Genomic DNA, 13,488 nt, shown 5'->3' on the forward strand with positions numbered 1-13,488 from the left:
TCGGGGACCGTGAACCACCCGGTAAAAGGATCACGGTGAGGGAAAGTCTTGCCCCGTCTGTTCGTTCTCCGGGATACCGCGCTCAGCGGCAATAGCTGCGCGGCTTGGCAATTCGAGGTCCTGGACCAACAGGTAGGTCTCCGTGTACCGGGCGGCGATCCGCGTCCCCGCGAAATCCGAGGGAATGACGTCGCCGACGCTCTCGCGCCAGTCGTTGAGCAGAAGCGCCAGATCGCTGCCGATGGTCTCGGCTTCCTCTGTCGGCTGCGCGGTGAGCAGATTGTGCGATTCGGTGGGATCTGCAGCGAGGTCGTAGAGTTCCCGCTCCGGGCGCGGCGAAGTGACCAACGGTTCGACCGCCCGCCCGGGCGCACTGTCGGCGATGTCCCACGGCAGGTCCAAAAGCGGCCTAGGCGCGTAATTTTCGATGTAGCTGTAGCGCTTGGTCCGGACCGCGCGGATCGGATCGAACGAGTCGTGATAGGTCTTGGTGGTGTAGACGGCGGTCCGCACTGGATCGGCATGCCGTCTCTCGGTGATCAGATGCGTTGCATGCGAATGCCCTTCGACCTCGGCAGGGACGTCGACGCCCAAGAGTTCCAGCACGGTGGGTAGCAGGTCGACGCCGCTGAACAACTCGTCGTAGGTCCGGGCAGGCACCTGGGCATCGCGGGGCGGCCTCATGATCAGCGCGATGCCGGTCCCAGCGCCGTACAGGGTGGACTTCGCGCGGGGCAGCGCCGGACCGTGATCGGTGACGAACACCACCCACGTGGTGCGGTCGAGGCCGGTTGCCTCGAGGGCCTCCAAGAGTCGGCCGACGGCGGCGTCGGCGACCGCGATGGAACCGTAGAAATCGGCCAGATCCTGACGCACCGGCGCGGTGTCCGGCAGGTACCCCGGCACCGTCACCGCATCCGGGTCCGCGGGATCGTAGCGATCGTGTGGGTAGGGCCGGTGGGTCTCGAAGAACCCGGCCGTGAGCAGGAACGGTGCGTCCGGAGGATCGGAGAGCCACGCCACCGCCTGTTCGACGACGTACTCGCAGTACGAGTTCGACACATCGAACTCGTCGAAACCCAGCCGTGAGGGAAACGACGTCTCGTGCTGCATTCCGAAAAGCGTTGTGTGGTAACCGCTCTCGGAGAGAATGTGGGGGAGGGTGCGCACGCCCGGCCGGTACTCCCAGCCGTGGTGAGCCAACCCGATCAACCCGTTGCTCTGCGGATACCTCCCGGTGAACAGGGAGCCGCGCGACGGCGAGCACAGGGGGGCGGTGGCGTAAGCGTCGGTGAACAGGATGCCGTCACGGGCCAGCTCGTCCAGGTGTGGACTGGACACGTCCGGGTGTCCGTACACGCCGAGGTAGCGACCCAGGTCATGCCAGTGCACGAGCAGAACATTGTCCCGCCGGCCTTCACTCACAACTGCATCCTCTCGAGATCCGCTCCCACGCGTCGTCGGGGCCCACGGTAACGACAAAAGCGCCGAGAGGGAGACGGCCACGCGGTAGCGTCGGTGGGGCCGGTGAGGGGAGACGACCGTGAAGTCGACGATCAGTGCGGTGACGGCAGGTCTGTTGACCGCTGCCTTGGCGGGCATGGGCGTGGTGACCTCCGCGCCGGCCAGCGCGGGGTGCGTCTACGGCGGCGGATACATCAGCAAGTGCGACGACCCGGTTCAGCCGGACGGTAGCTGGCAGCGTTGCGTCGGGATTGCCTCGGTGGTGCCCAGCGGCTTCGGAACGCACCTGATCCCGGTACGGCAGTGTGCGGTCATGGGTCCGGGCCGTCCCGGAGGTGACCCGGCGTTCAACGACCCGCCGGTGCACATCGAGGGCTGAGCGCTACGGGTGATACGGCACGCCGACCGCGCGGAACACGAACTCCGGCGGCACGTCGTAGGCCAGTGAGCGCCGAGGCAGCCGTGCCAGCACGTCGGCGGGCAGATCTTCTTTGTAGTGCAGCGACAGCTCGCCCGAGCAGCGCGGATCGACCGCGGCCACGTCGACGTCGAGAGTCAGCCCGGATTCGTCGAGTGTCGCGGTGACCGCGCCGGACTGCGGCGCATCCCACCGCAGATCCATCGTGCGCCCGGCGAGCTTGGGCACCGACGACAGCGTGGCCAGCACCCGCTGCTCGGTCAGCACCAGCGACCCGACGTAACTGGCGATGCTGCCCGCGGAACGAAGGCCAGGCACGGCACCCCGGAACCGCCGCGTGACGGCCACGTATTCGGCGATGAACACGATCCCCTCGGCCTCGACCTCGGTGCGGAGTTCCCGCGGAAGCTTCCCGATGCGCAGCAACTTGCGCAGGAATACGGCCATGCAGGCACGGTAGCTCAGTAGGTCGGTTGGGCTTTCCACGATGTCGGGTGGTACACACGGTCGGATGAACGCGCGTAGAGGGTTGCTGGCCGGATCGGCCGTGGTCGCGCTCGGCGTGTTCGTCGCGATGCTCCTCGCGTACCGCTTCGGCTGGACGCCGCTCTCGCGCGTCGACGATGCCGCGTTGGACGCGACCCTGCGGGTCGGTGAACGCCATCGCGGGTGGGTCACGTTCTGGGACGTCTACTGCACCGTGCTCGGCCCGACCGTCTTCCGGCTGGTGACGGTCGTCGTGATCGTGGTCGCCTTCGTACGCCGCCACGTGAGCGTCGCCGTGTTCCTGATCGTCAGCGTGGAGCTGTCCGGACTCGTCACCGAGATCGCGAAGAGGCTGGTCGACCGGCCGAGACCGGCGACCGCGCTGGTGCACGCCGCATCGTCGTCCTTCCCGTCCGGGCATGCGGTCGGGGTCATGGTCGCGGTCATCGCGCTGGTGACGGTGTCGCTGCCGCTGGTGCCCGCCGCCCGACGCGCATGGCTGATCGCGGCGGGGGTCGCCGTGATCGTCACGATCGGGGCCGGCCGCGTCATCCTCAACGTGCACCACCCGTCCGACGTGATCGCCGGGTGGGCGCTGGGGTATGCCTACGTCGTCGCCTGCCTGCTCGTGGTGCGTCCGGGGCGGCCGGTCACACAGCCGGACGAAATACCGGAAGCGACCGGTACCGCACGCTGAAACTCGCCTTGGTCAGCTCGGTGCCGACCTCCCCGTCGAGCGCCAGCACGGTCGGACCGTCGACGCATTCGAACGTGAACTCGGGCACCCGAAGCTCCCGGTAGAGCGGGCTGCGCGTCAAGCGTCCGAACATCAACGCGATGAGGATGCGCCACTTCGCCAGTGGCCGGCCGGTCTCCAGGATGCGGATGTCGATGAGGCCGTCGTCCATCCTCGTCCGCCGCGAGGGCGCGAAGCCCGACGGCAGATAGATCGAATTGCCGAGGAAGAACAGCGATGTCTGCAACGTCTGGTTGTCGTATTTGATGCGCACCGGCTGGTCGCGACGCAGGGTGTGGAACATGGCGTAGATGCCTGCCAGCGGCTTGCCGATCCTGTGCTCCAGCTTCTCGCGCGTCTGTACGAACTGCGGGTAGGCGCCGATGCTGGCGGTGTTCACCACCATCTGCTTCTCGTTGAGGCACACGATGTCGACGCAGGAGACGGTCCCGCTCTGGATGGCAGCGACGGTTTTGGCCGTGCTCTCGCAGCCGATGTCCTTGGCGAAGTGATTGAACGTGCCCGCCGGTAAGACCGCCAGCGGCACGCCCTCCTCCAGCGCGATGCTCGCCGCAACGGCGACCGTGCCGTCGCCGCCGCCGACCGCGAGGACATCGGCACGTTGCGCCGCCGACCGGAACACCGCGGGCACGTCGTCGTCTTCACGGAGCTCGACGATCTCGGCCTCGGGAAGCGCGTCGCGGACCTCGTCGAGCACCCGGGCCCCGGTGCCACTGCCAGAAGCCGGGTTCACCACCACCGTCACCCCGGCGCCACGCGGCCGGCCGGGTGTCTCGACCGTCAGCGGCGCCGCCCCGGGCAGCCGCTCCTCGACGATCGGCGGCACGATCCGGCCGCCCAACACGGCGATACCCGCCCCCAGGCCCAGCCCCGCCAGCACGTCACCGGGGTAGTGCGCACCGACCGCGACGCGGGACATGCCGACCAGCCCGGCCAGCAGAGCCAGGCCCAGGCCCACCGGCGCATTCTCCAGACCGACTCCCACCGCGAACGCCGCAGCGCTCGCCGAGTGCCCCGACGGAAGCGAATTCGACGTGGGCGCCCGCCGCGTCTGTCGTGCCAGCGGCACCAGCAGCCGGCTCGGGCGGTCCCGGCGCCATACCCGTTTGGCGCCCTGATTGGTCACCAAGCTCGTCACACCGAGGGTCAACACACCGCGCATCGCCCCGCGTTTGACCGAGGGATTGCCGAACGCGGCCAACCCGGCGGCGATCGCAAACCACAGTTTGGAATGGTCGGCTGCCCTGGTCAGCCGGGGCATGACCGTGTCGATCAGGGGGCTCGGAGACTCCGCGATGGCCTCGAAGACCTCGCGATCCAGAGTGCCCAGCCCCCGGCCGATCTGAGTGATTCCACGGTGTCGCGGTCGCCGCAGACGCTCAGGCAGTAGGTCCATCACGCCAACGTAGCCGAGAGGGTCCGACGGCAAACCTCGCGCACTGCGACCCGATCGTGTCCGGATCTTTACCGCGAATGCAGCGTCGGACGGCCACGATCGAAGCCCATGCGCCGACTGCTGACCGTGCTGTGCGTGGCGATCCTGCTCGCCGGCGTACCACCCGCGGTCGCGCAGGCCGCGCTCAAACCCTGGTTCTCCGCCTCGGTCGGGCGGGCCACCCAGGTGCTCGCCGTGACCGGCACCGGCGGCTCCGATGCCACTCTCGACGTCTGGCAGCGCACCGAGGGTGGCTGGCAACCCGTCAGCGGGGGAGTGGGCATTCCCGCCAAAATCGGTGCGAAAGGCATGTCGCCCAACCACTTCGACGGATCGATGATGACGCCGCAGGGGATCTACACCCTCGACTTCTCCTTCGGCACCCAACCCGATCCCGGCGGCGGGCTGCGCTACATCAGAGTGGGGCCCAACCACTGGTGGGACGGGGACATGAAGAGCCCCACCTACAACACGATGCAGGTGTGCGACAAACAGAACTGCCGCTTCGACACCGCGCCGAGCTCGGGTACCGAGAACCTCGACATACCGCAGTACGCCCACGCGGTGGTGATGGGCGTCAACAAGGAGCGCATCCCGGGCAAGGGCGGCGCGTTCTTCGTGCACAGCACCGACGGCGGGGCGACAGCCGGTTGTGTGGCGATCGACGACGCGACGCTGGTGAAGATCATGCGGTGGCTGCGGCCCGGCGCGATGATCGCCGTCACCTCCACTGGCTGACCGCGCGAGGGATAGCCCCTACTGTTTGACCGCCCGGCCGGCCTTGACCTTGAAGTCCAGCGCCGCCACCGACATCGAGGCGTCGTAGGTGCGGTCGTACCCGGTCTCGCTGATCTTCCAGCCGGCGTCGGTGCGGCGGTAGCGATCGTGGTAGAAACCCGCGCCGATCAGCATGAAGTCGAAGGCGGGCGCGATGACCCGATCCTGCAGATACCAGGTGGCCGTCGCCTCGTCACCGTCGATGGCGATCTCGGGATGGGTGACACGGTGCTCGGTGATGATCTCCGGACCCAGGGAACTGCGCATGAACTCGACCAGCTCATCGCGGTTGCTGAAGTGGTGTTCCTCGCCCACGGATTCGCCGTAGTGGCCGATCACGTCCTCGGTGAGGGTGTCGGCGAACTCGTCCCAGTGCTTGGTGTCGAGTGTGCGGAGGTACCGGTATTTGACCGTCTTGATGTCGTCGATGTCACCCATGGCGTCATTGCAGCACAGTTCGGACCGGCAGAGTGTCTGATGGGCTGCAGCGGGCGCCGGCGATTAAGGTGTGCCCCGTCATGAGCGATGCACTGGGGTTGTCCGTGGGCGCCACCAATCTGGTGGCGGCCGGGGTGGGGCGGCCTCCGGTGCTGCGCCGTTCGGTGCTCACCGTCTACGGCCACACCGCTCCCGAAGTGGGTCTGCCCGCGGGCCGCGGCGACGGAGTGACGCTGGGCGGCTTCGTCGAGCGCGTCGGAGATCCTGTTCCCCTCGTCGGCGAGGATGGGTCGCGGTATCCGGCCGACCAACTCGTCGTCGAGGCGCTGGAAGCGATGGCGGCGCTGGCCGGCTCCGCCTCGCCGGCCGATGTGGTGATCGCCGTGCCCTCGTACTGGGGACCGGGGCAGGTCGACGCATTGCGTGAGGCGCTGACCGCCAGCGGGCCGCTGGCGCCGGGGGGTCCGCCGCCTCGGCTCATCCCGGACGCGGTGGCAGCGTTGACGGCGATGGTGGCCGACCCCGGCCTGGAGCGTCGCGGCGTACTGGCCGTCCTCGACATCGGCGGCAGCGGAACGAGCATCAGCTTGGCCGAGGCCGGATCGCTGGAGTTGATCGGTCGCACGGAGCGGTTCGCCGAGTTCGCCGGTGACCAGATCGACCAGGCTCTGCTCACCCACGTTCTCGAGCGGGTGCCCCACAGCGGTGAGGACACCGGTGCGACCGCCGCGGTCGGCTCGCTGGCCCGGCTGCGGGAGCAGTGTCGCAGCGCCAAGGAGCGGCTCTCGACGGAGGCCGAGGCGAGCATCGACGTCGATGTGCCGGGATTCCGCGGCGACATCGTCGTCACCCGAGCTGATCTCGAGTCACTGCTGGCCCGTCCGCTCGACGACGTGATCGAGGCGTTGCGAGACACGCTGCAGCGCAACAACACTGGTTCTGCCGCATTGTCGGCCGTGGTCCTGGTCGGTGGCGGATCGGCGATTCCTGCCGTCCGGCAGCGGTTTTCGTCCTATCCGGGTCGAGTGCTGTGGTCGCCCCGACCTGCGCTGGATGCCGCCGTCGGCGCTGCTCTGTTCGCCGCCTTCGGCGGTGCCGCCGAGACCGCGACGCGCGCCGCACCGGCTGTCGCCCCCGCCGGAGCCGACGCGGACGCGACATATGCGCTGGCATGGTCCCAGGACGATCCGTCCACCGAAGACGTCGTGCCCTATGCCGGCGAAGACACCTACGTCATCGACGACTACGCCGACGATGCCACCGGCAGAGCCGAGCGGCCGAACCCGTACCGCCTCAGCGACCCGCAGGAATCGCCCGCCGAGGACGAGCCGGTGGGGTGGCGGCGGCTGCCGCTGTCACTGCTCGGCGTGGTGGCCGCGATCGCGCTGGTCGCGGTCGGAGGTGTGGCGATCGCGCTGACCAGCGTCGACGGCTCCGATTCCGACCGGCCGACGCCGGGGAACTCGCCGGTGAGCCGGGAGCTCACCCCGACCAGCGCTGCCGGGGAGACAGTCACCGTGCCGGGGCAGCCGGCCGCACCGCCGAGCAGCGCGGCACCGCCGGCCCCCGTCATCACCAGCAGTGCAGCCCCCGCGCCGACCACCACGGTGCCCACGACGACGACGACCACCACCACGACGACCACCACCACGACGACCACAACGACGACGACGACCACGACGACACCGTCGACGACGACCACCACCACGACCACACCGTCGACGACGACCACCACCACGACGGTGCCCACCACGACCGTCCCCACCACGACGGTGCCCACCACGACCGTCCCCACCACGACCGTCCCGACGACGACCCAGGCGCCCACGACCACGCAGCAGGTCACCACCACCAGCTACCTGACGGTGCCCTTCGTTCCGGTGCCCATCCCGATTCCGGTTCCCGCGGCCCCCTGAGCGCGCAGATATAGGGGTTTCCCCGATTGCTCCGACCGTCGGGTCGGCTTAGCTTTGGCAGCATCGACTCGATCGGCTGCGGAGGGGACAGCCGATCGGGTCGTTCTTCACTTCGGTGCTCGTGCCCGCGTCACGCGGGGAGGGACTCCACATTGCGCGGATGGTGACAGGCGGCGGTGTGACCGTCCTCGTAGGACACCAGCGCCGGCTCCTCGGTGGAACAGATCTCGGTCGCCCACGGGCAGCGGGTGTGGAACCGGCACCCCGACGGCGGATCACTCGGACTCGGCACGTCACCTTCGAGCACCACGCGCTCGCGTGCCTCGTTGAGTCGCGGATCGGGGATCGGAACGGCCGACAGCAACGCATTGGAGTACGGGTGCACCGGCCGGTCATAGAGGCTGTCGGTCCCGGAATTCTCCATCACCTTGCCCAGGTACATCACCGCGACGCGGTCGGACACGTGCCGCACCACACCCAGATCGTGGGCCACGAACAGATACGACAACCCGAACTCGGCCTGTAAGTCCTTGAGCAGGTTGACGATCTGCGCCTGCACCGAGACGTCGAGCGCAGACACCGGCTCGTCGGCGACGATCAGCTTCGGTTGCAGTGCCAGCGCCCGGGCGATGCCGATGCGCTGACGCTGCCCCCCGGAGAACTCGTGCGGAAACCGGTTGTAGTGCTCGGGTCGCAGACCGACACGATCGAGAAGATCCTGCACCCGCCGTTTCAGCTCGGCGCCGCTGGCCAGACCGTGCAGATCCATCGGATCGCCGACGATCTGCCCGACCCGCTTGCGGGGATTCAGCGAGGCATACGGATCCTGGAAGATCATCTGCATCTGCCGGCGAAGCGGCCTCAGCTCGCGCCGCGACAACCCGACGAGTTCCTGGCCGAGGAACTTGACCGACCCCGAGGTCGGCGGGATCAGCTGCAGGATTGCCCGGCACAGCGTGGACTTGCCGCAGCCCGATTCGCCGACCAGACCCAATGTCTCGCCCTCGTTCAGCGTCAGGCTCACCCCGTCGACAGCACGCACCGTGCCGACATCACGCTCGATCACGATGCCCGAGCGGATCGGGTAGTGCTTGACCACATCGGTCACCTCGAGCAGCGGTTCGGTCATGCGCGCACCCGCGCCTTCTCCTCGAGGTCGAGCCAGCAGCGGTCCAGATGCGAACCGCTCTGCGTGGCAGCCAGATCCGGTGGCTGACTGCACCGGTCGAACTCGAACGCGCACCGCGGTGCGAACCGGCAACCCGGTGGCGGCTCGAGCAACGAGGGTGGCTGGCCGGGAATCTGCGTGAGCCGCTCCGAGCGTGGACGGTCCAGGCGGGCCAACGACCCGAGCAGACCCCAGGTGTAGGGATGCTGCGGGGCGTAGAAGATGTCGTCCAGGCTGCCGTTCTCCACGATCTGGCCCGCGTACATGACCGCGACCCGGTCCGCGATCTCGGCGACCACACCGAGATCGTGGGTGATCAGCACCACCGCCAGACCGCGTTCGGCGTTCAGCTTGGCGAGCAGACGCAAGATCTGAGCCTGAACTGTGACGTCGAGAGCGGTGGTCGGCTCGTCGGCGATCAGCACGGCCGGCTCCAGGGCCAGCGCCATCGCGATCATCACGCGTTGCCGCATGCCGCCGGAGAACTCGTGCGGATAGCTGCGCAGCCGGCTCTGCGGGTTCGGAATACCCACCGCCGCAAGCAGTTCACCGGCCCGCCGGACGGCCTCGGACTTCGGCACGTCGCGGTGTGCACGGATCATCTCGACGATCTGATCGCCGATGCGGTACACCGGATTCAGAGAGGACATCGGATCCTGGAACACCATGGCGATCTCCTCGCCGCGGATGTCCCTCAACCCGTCGTCGTCGAGACCCACCAATTCGCGCCCGCGATAGGTCACCGACCCGGTGATGCGACTGTTCGACGAGCGGGTGAGACCCGTCAGCGTCTGCGCGGTCACACTCTTGCCCGAACCCGATTCGCCGACGATCGCCAGGATCTCACCGGGGGCCAGCGTGAACGAGACCCCGTCGACGGCCTGCACCAATCCGTCCTCGGTGGCGAAACCGACCCGCAGGTTCTCGACCGTCAGCAGTTGTTCGGTCATGGGTTCGTCGATTCGCTCGCAAGCGTCGCTCATGCCGGTGCCGCCTGTCCCAGTCGAATTCGCGGATCCAGCACGGCGTAGGCGATGTCGACGATCGTGTTGAACAGCACGATGAAGAACGCGCCGAACATCGTCACCGCCATCAGCGGCGGCAGATCCAGGCTGCGGATCGCCTCACCTGCGTAGAGCCCCACGCCGTCGAGGTTGTACACCGTCTCGGTCAGGATCGCTCCTCCGCCCACGACCATGCCGAAGTCCAGGCCGAACAGTGTCACGATCGGAATCATCGAGTTGCGCAACACATGTCGGATGCGGACCTGGCGTTCGGTCAGACCCTTCGCCCGTGCCGTGCGGACATAGTCCTCGTTCATCGCGTCCAGCATGTTCGAGCGCAGCACGCGGCTGTAGAAGCCGATGAACAGCACCGCCAGCGTGAACCACGGCAGCACGAGGTGGTACGCCCAGTCCAGGGGATCTTCGGTGAGCGGCACATAGCTGCCCGTCGGAAACAGCTCCACCTTGTAGGTGAAGAAGTAGAGCAGGATCGCGGCCAGCCAGAACACCGGCATCGAGATGCCGACCAGCGACAGGATGCTCAGCGCGCGGTCACCGAACTTGCCGGCGTGCACGGCGCTGAGGTAACCGAACAGCACCGCCAGCGTCATCCAGATGACCGCCGCGCCGATGCACAGCGAGAACGTGGCCGGTAACCCGTGCCAGATCTGTTCGCCCACATTGCGATCGCTCGCATACGACGTGAGTTCACCGGTGAAGATCTGTTTCATCATGGTCAGGTACTGCACGGGCAGGGGCCGGTCTAGTCCGAGGTCGGCGTTGACCCGGGCGATGAGATCGGGATCGGCGTTCTTGCCGGCGATGCGCGCAGCCGGGTCCGAATTGGGCACCACATTGAAGATCAGGAACACGATCACCGAGATCGCGAACAGCACGGCGATCATGCCGAGCACTCGGCGCAGGACGAACTGTGCCATCAGTGCTCCAGTCTGATTCGGGCTTTGGGGTCCAACGCATCTCGCAAGCCGTCGCCGAAGACGTTGAGCGCCAGGACCGTGATGACGATCAGCAGGCCCGGCACGATCGTCAGATGTGGTGCCGTGTAGATCAATTGGTAGCCGTCGGCGATCATCGTGCCCCAGGATGCGTTGGGTGGTCGTACCCCGGCACCGAGGAACGACAGCGCCGACTCCAGCAGCATGTTGTTGGCGATGTTCAACGTGAAGAACACGATGATCGTGGAGATGATGTTGGGGAGGAGCTCGCCGACCATGATCCGCAACGGACCCATCCCTTGCGCGACGGCGGCTTCGACGAATTCCTTCTCGCGCAGGGCGAGAATCTCCCCGCGCAGCGGCCTGGCCATGTAGGGCACGTACACCAGGCCGATGATCAGGATCGGGATCCAGATCGAATCCCCGGCGATCTGCAGAAAGCCCAGCTTCAGGCCGCCGATGGCCAGCGCCGTGCCCAGGGCGATGCCCAGCAACAGGACGGGGAAGGCCCAGATGACGTCGAGGATCCGGGAGAGCACCGCGTCGATCCACCCGCGGTAGTACCCGGCGAGCAGCGCGACGATGACTGCGAGCACGGTGGTCACCGCCGCAGCCGCCAGCCCGATGTAGATCGACGTCCTGCCTCCGTACATGAGGCGCACCATGACGTCTCGACCGTTCTGATCGGCGCCGAGCAGATATCGGCCGTGTAGGCCCGGGCCCAGCGGGGTGCCGTCGGGCGAGACGACGTCGGTCTCGACACCGTTGATGCTCACGGTGTCGGTGATGTGGTTGTCGTTCGGTCCGGTCTGCGCGATGTAGTGCGCCCACAGGGGCGCCGCCAGACAGAACAGCACGATCAGCACGAACAGCACACCGCAGGCCAGGGCAACCTTGTTGCAGCGCAACCGAAGCCACGCCAGGTACCACGGATTACGGCCCTGTATCTGCTCTTTAGGCACCCCGACGGGCAACGGCGGCTCGTCGGGGACCTCTACGTCAGGGACAGAGGCGACCATCAGCGCGAGCTACTTCACCGCGAACGAGGTGAAGTCCTGCTTGAACAACAGATGCTGATAGGACTTGTCGAAGTCCATGCGCTCGGACAGGAACGTGGTGAACTGCTCGTTGCCGTAGGGCGCCCATACCGCCTGCTCCATGTACGCCTTGTCGAGGTCGGCGTACTGCTGTTCGACACCGGGGTCGGTGATCTGCTTGGTCAGCAGCTCGTTCATCTTCGCGTCGAGCTCCGGCAGGTTGGCCCGGGACAGGTTGTTGCCGTTGGTCGGCAGGATGCTGGCCCCGTTGAGCAGCGGACGGAAGAAGTCGTCCGGATGCGGGAAGTCCTGGAACCAGTCGGCGAACCCGGTGTCGACGTCAGGGGTGGACTGGTTGCCGATCGTGGTCCAATAGACGTCTCCGGCAATCACTTTCAGCGTCGCATTGAAGCCGAGCTGGGTCAGCAGGTCGTGGTAGTACTCCCCGATGCGCTTACGGTCCGGCTCGTCGTCGGTCCACACCGTGATGTCGCGGTCGGCCGGATTGGCCTCGGCGAGCAGCTGCTTGGCCTTGTTCATGTCGGGGCCGGGGTAGAGCTTGTACTCCTGATAGCCGGGCATACCCGGCGGGAGGACCTGCTGAGTCGGGTGCAGACGGCCGCCGAAGATGCGGTTGAGCGCCTCCGGGTCCACGGCGTAGTTGATCGCCTGGCGCACCTTGATGTCGTTGAACGGGGCCTTCTGGGTGTTCATGAAGAAGTAGTAGGTGTTGATCGACTCCTCCATCCGGAAGCGATCGGCGTAGCGGGTCTTGACCTCCTGCAGCCGGTCCGAGGGCACCGGGTCGACCATGAAGTCGACCTTGTTCTGCACGATGTCGGTGACCTGCGCGCTCTGGTTCTTGTTCTCCACCACGGTGATCTTGTCGACGTTGGCGTCGGCGACCTCCGAGGCGCCGGCGTCCTTGACCGTCTTGAACTGCGGATTGCGCTCCATGGTCATCGTGCGCGGCGCGTCGACGTTGCTGATCATGAACGGACCGCTCGCGGGCGGCGGCGTGTTGGTGGCGTCGCCGTCGAGCTTGGTCGTGGGCGGCACCGGGGCGGCGAACATCAACGCCAGCAGATTCTCGAAGGTGCCGTTCGGGCCGGTCAGCTTGATGGTGATGTCGCCGGTGTTGTCGTCGGTGGTGATGCCGGTGATCGTGTCGGCCTTGTCTTCGGCGTACTCCTTGGCGCCGACGATCACGTTGTAGAACACCGACCCGCCCGAATCCGCCTTGAACAGGCGCTGAACGGCATAGGTGAAGTCCGAGGCCTTGATCGGGGTGCCGTCGGAGTACTTCATGTTCTTGCGCAGCTTCAGCTTGTAGGTCGTGCCGTCCGGGGAGATCTCCGGCATCGCATCGGCCAGACCGGGCACGATCTCGGTGCCTTCTTTACCTTTGGCGTGCTTGTAGGTCAGCAGGGGGGTGTAGACGTTCCACAGGATCTCCCAGCCTTCGACCGTGTAGGAGAGCTGTGGGTCGACATAGTCGGGGAACGATGTCAACGCAACGGTGATGTCACCGCCTCCGCCTCCGCCGGAGCCGCCACCCGATCCGCTGTCCTTGCCGCATGCGGCCACGCCGAAGGCGGCCAGCACGATGATGCAGACGAGCGCGAGTCCATG

13 protein-coding genes are annotated in these 13,488 nt (G+C 66.9%); 4 read left to right on the forward strand and 9 right to left on the reverse strand.

Annotation, left to right across the window (positions count from 1 at the left end):
• Positions 1-30: 30 nt before the first annotated feature.
• Positions 31-1,425 carry a sulfatase family protein gene (locus DMB80_RS07100; protein WP_111509198.1) on the reverse strand — a complete coding sequence of 465 codons (1,395 nt, stop codon included), beginning with the start codon at positions 1,423-1,425 and terminating at the stop codon, positions 31-33.
• Between the two features lie 175 nt (positions 1,426-1,600).
• Between DMB80_RS07100 and DMB80_RS07105 the strand changes: the two genes are divergently transcribed.
• A complete protein-coding gene (locus tag DMB80_RS07105) occupies positions 1,601-1,843 on the forward strand; it encodes a CDGP domain-containing protein (RefSeq protein ID WP_048421752.1) in 243 nt (80 codons plus the stop codon).
• A gap of 3 nt (positions 1,844-1,846) precedes the next feature.
• Here DMB80_RS07105 and DMB80_RS07110 read toward each other — a convergent pair whose 3' ends face one another.
• Positions 1,847-2,329 carry a hypothetical protein gene (locus tag DMB80_RS07110; protein WP_111509199.1) on the reverse strand — a complete coding sequence of 161 codons (483 nt, stop codon included), beginning with the start codon at positions 2,327-2,329 and terminating at the stop codon, positions 1,847-1,849.
• A gap of 64 nt (positions 2,330-2,393) precedes the next feature.
• On the opposite strand from DMB80_RS07110, the gene DMB80_RS07115 reads away from it, so the two are divergent.
• Complete coding sequence (locus DMB80_RS07115; RefSeq protein ID WP_111509200.1) at positions 2,394-3,065, forward strand: phosphatase PAP2 family protein; 672 nt, start codon at positions 2,394-2,396, stop codon at positions 3,063-3,065.
• On the opposite strand, the gene DMB80_RS07120 is transcribed toward DMB80_RS07115, so the two are convergent.
• Positions 3,019-4,521, reverse strand: a complete 1,503-nt coding sequence (locus DMB80_RS07120) for a bifunctional phosphatase PAP2/diacylglycerol kinase family protein (protein ID WP_111509201.1) — start codon at positions 4,519-4,521, stop codon at positions 3,019-3,021. The genes DMB80_RS07115 and DMB80_RS07120 overlap by 47 nt on opposite strands.
• A 108-nt stretch (positions 4,522-4,629) precedes the next feature.
• On the opposite strand from DMB80_RS07120, the gene DMB80_RS07125 reads away from it, so the two are divergent.
• On the forward strand, positions 4,630-5,298 hold the full coding sequence (locus DMB80_RS07125) for a L,D-transpeptidase family protein (protein WP_111509202.1): 669 nt from the start codon (positions 4,630-4,632) through the stop codon (positions 5,296-5,298).
• 18 nt (positions 5,299-5,316) lie between these two features.
• Here DMB80_RS07125 and DMB80_RS07130 read toward each other — a convergent pair whose 3' ends face one another.
• A complete protein-coding gene (locus DMB80_RS07130) occupies positions 5,317-5,775 on the reverse strand; it encodes a nuclear transport factor 2 family protein (RefSeq protein ID WP_111509203.1) in 459 nt (152 codons plus the stop codon).
• 80 nt (positions 5,776-5,855) lie between these two features.
• Between DMB80_RS07130 and DMB80_RS07135 the strand changes: the two genes are divergently transcribed.
• Positions 5,856-7,691, forward strand: a complete 1,836-nt coding sequence (locus DMB80_RS07135; RefSeq protein WP_111509204.1) for an Hsp70 family protein — start codon at positions 5,856-5,858, stop codon at positions 7,689-7,691.
• A 130-nt stretch (positions 7,692-7,821) separates the two neighbouring features.
• On the opposite strand, the gene DMB80_RS07140 is transcribed toward DMB80_RS07135, so the two are convergent.
• The 5 genes from DMB80_RS07140 to DMB80_RS07160 are packed head-to-tail and all read right to left on the reverse strand — an operon-like array spanning position 7,822 to position 13,461.
• Positions 7,822-8,820 (reverse strand): ABC transporter ATP-binding protein, encoded by a 999-nt coding sequence (locus tag DMB80_RS07140; protein WP_046366601.1) that lies wholly within the window; start codon positions 8,818-8,820, stop codon positions 7,822-7,824.
• Complete coding sequence (locus DMB80_RS07145; RefSeq protein WP_111509205.1) at positions 8,817-9,809, reverse strand: ABC transporter ATP-binding protein; 993 nt, start codon at positions 9,807-9,809, stop codon at positions 8,817-8,819. The genes DMB80_RS07140 and DMB80_RS07145 overlap by 4 nt, the downstream gene beginning before the upstream one ends.
• Before the next feature lie 29 nt (positions 9,810-9,838).
• The gene (locus tag DMB80_RS07150) at positions 9,839-10,801 is read right to left on the reverse strand and encodes an ABC transporter permease (RefSeq protein ID WP_111509206.1); all 963 of its coding nucleotides are present in this window, start codon (positions 10,799-10,801) and stop codon (positions 9,839-9,841) included.
• Positions 10,801-11,838: an ABC transporter permease gene (locus DMB80_RS07155; RefSeq protein WP_240431044.1), complete on the reverse strand. Its 1,038-nt coding sequence runs from the start codon at positions 11,836-11,838 to the stop codon at positions 10,801-10,803. Before DMB80_RS07155 ends, DMB80_RS07150 begins: the two co-directional genes overlap by 1 nt.
• A gap of 9 nt (positions 11,839-11,847) precedes the next feature.
• Complete coding sequence (locus DMB80_RS07160; protein WP_420812140.1) at positions 11,848-13,461, reverse strand: ABC transporter substrate-binding protein; 1,614 nt, start codon at positions 13,459-13,461, stop codon at positions 11,848-11,850.
• Between the last annotated feature and the right edge of the window lie 27 nt (positions 13,462-13,488).

Source organism: Mycobacterium kyogaense, from assembly GCF_003254575.1.
In the GTDB taxonomy this organism is placed as follows: Bacteria; Actinomycetota; Actinomycetes; order Mycobacteriales; family Mycobacteriaceae; genus Mycobacterium; species Mycobacterium kyogaense.

Bases quoted from the DNA above. Each gene is read 5' to 3' on its own strand.
- DMB80_RS07145 (WP_111509205.1), bottom strand. From the start codon at position 9,809: ATGACCGAACAACTGCTGACGGTCGAGAACCTGCGGGTCGGTTTCGCC.
- DMB80_RS07120 (WP_111509201.1), bottom strand. From the start codon at position 4,521: ATGGACCTACTGCCTGAGCGTCTGCGGCGACCGCGACACCGTGGAATC.
- DMB80_RS07125 (WP_111509202.1), top strand. From the start codon at position 4,630: ATGCGCCGACTGCTGACCGTGCTGTGCGTGGCGATCCTGCTCGCCGGC.
- DMB80_RS07105 (WP_048421752.1), top strand. From the start codon at position 1,601: ATGGGCGTGGTGACCTCCGCGCCGGCCAGCGCGGGGTGCGTCTACGGC.
- DMB80_RS07150 (WP_111509206.1), bottom strand. From the start codon at position 10,801: ATGGCACAGTTCGTCCTGCGCCGAGTGCTCGGCATGATCGCCGTGCTG.
- DMB80_RS07130 (WP_111509203.1), bottom strand. From the start codon at position 5,775: ATGGGTGACATCGACGACATCAAGACGGTCAAATACCGGTACCTCCGC.
- DMB80_RS07135 (WP_111509204.1), top strand. From the start codon at position 5,856: ATGAGCGATGCACTGGGGTTGTCCGTGGGCGCCACCAATCTGGTGGCG.
- DMB80_RS07110 (WP_111509199.1), bottom strand. From the start codon at position 2,329: ATGGCCGTATTCCTGCGCAAGTTGCTGCGCATCGGGAAGCTTCCGCGG.
- DMB80_RS07155 (WP_240431044.1), bottom strand. From the start codon at position 11,838: ATGGTCGCCTCTGTCCCTGACGTAGAGGTCCCCGACGAGCCGCCGTTG.
- DMB80_RS07115 (WP_111509200.1), top strand. From the start codon at position 2,394: ATGAACGCGCGTAGAGGGTTGCTGGCCGGATCGGCCGTGGTCGCGCTC.
- DMB80_RS07140 (WP_046366601.1), bottom strand. From the start codon at position 8,820: ATGACCGAACCGCTGCTCGAGGTGACCGATGTGGTCAAGCACTACCCG.